This is a genomic window from Allobosea sp. OAE752, from assembly GCF_050433265.1.
Lineage (GTDB): Bacteria > Pseudomonadota > Alphaproteobacteria > Rhizobiales > Beijerinckiaceae > Allobosea > Allobosea spartocytisi.
The window spans coordinates 1-1,264 of record NZ_JBNPXO010000027.1 but is presented as its reverse complement, the minus strand read 5'-3'; the positions used below and the strand labels follow the sequence as shown (position 1 = coordinate 1,264).

Sequence of the window (1,264 nt, the reverse complement as noted above, 5' to 3'; positions counted from 1 at the left end):
CCGCTGCTGGATGAAGCGACCCGCCGCAAGATGGGCGAGCAGGCGGTCGCGCTGGCCAAGGCGGTGAACTACGACTCGGCCGGCACGGTCGAGTTCGTCGCCGGGCAGGACAAGTCCTTCTACTTCCTCGAGATGAACACCCGCCTTCAGGTCGAGCATCCCGTCACCGAGATGGTCACCGGCATCGACCTCGTCGAGCAGATGATCCGCGTCGCCTATGGTGAGAAGCTCGCGATCGCGCAGGCCGATGTGAAGCTCGACGGCTGGGCGGTCGAATCCAGAGTCTATGCCGAGGATCCGACCCGCAACTTCCTGCCCTCGACCGGCCGGCTCGTGACCTATCGGCCCCCGAGCGAGGGGCCGGACGGCGAGGCGACGGTCCGGAACGACACCGGCGTCTTCGAGGGCGGCGAGATCTCGATCTATTACGACCCGATGATCGCCAAGCTCGTCACGCATGCGCCGACGCGCGAGGCGGCGATCAAGGCTCAAGGCCGCGCGCTCGATGCCTTCGCCATCGACGGCATCCGCCACAACATTCCCTTCGTCGCGGCGGTGATGCAGCATCCGCGCTGGATCGCCGGCAACCTCTCGACCGGCTTCATCGCCGAGGAGTTTCCGGAAGGCTTCTCGCTGCCGGCGCCGAAGGGAGAGACGGCTTTGCGCATGGCCGCGATCGCGATCGCCTGCGACCACAAGCTCAACCAGCGCAAGCGAAACGTCTCGGCGCAGATGGAAGGCTGGCGCAAGGTCGCCTTCGACCGGCAGCGCATCGTCCAGCTCGGGCCTGAGCGCTTCGAGGGCGAGGTGATCGAGCAGGGCGGGGCGGTGGTCATCGCCTTCCCGGGCCGCAGCGTCAGCGTCGTCAGCGATTGGATCCCGGGCGAGCCCGTCTGGCACGGTACGCTCGACGGGGTGAAGGTCGCGGCGCAGATCCGGCCGATCCTCAACGGCGTCGCACTCGGCCATGCCGGCGCCTATGCCGACGCCCATGTCTATACGCAGCGCGAGGCGGAGCTCGCGGCGCTGATGCCGGAAAAGGTCGCGGCCGATACGGGCAAGGTCCTGCTCTGCCCGATGCCGGGGCTGGTCAAGTCGATCGCGGTGACGGTCGGGCAGGAGGTCAAGGCGGGCGAGCCGCTCGCCATGGTCGAGGCGATGAAGATGGAGAACGTGCTGCGCGCCGAAAAGGACGCCACCATCGCCAAGATCCTGGCGAAGGAGGGCGACTCGCTCGCTGTCGATGCCGTGATCATGGAATTCG

At 67.3% G+C, this 1,264-nt stretch carries 1 protein-coding gene; it reads left to right on the top strand.

Annotated elements, in window-relative coordinates; translation table 11 throughout:
- The coding region (locus GGC47_RS27560) for an ATP-binding protein (protein WP_429069946.1) at window positions 1-1,264 on the top strand (1,264 nt) is incomplete at both ends.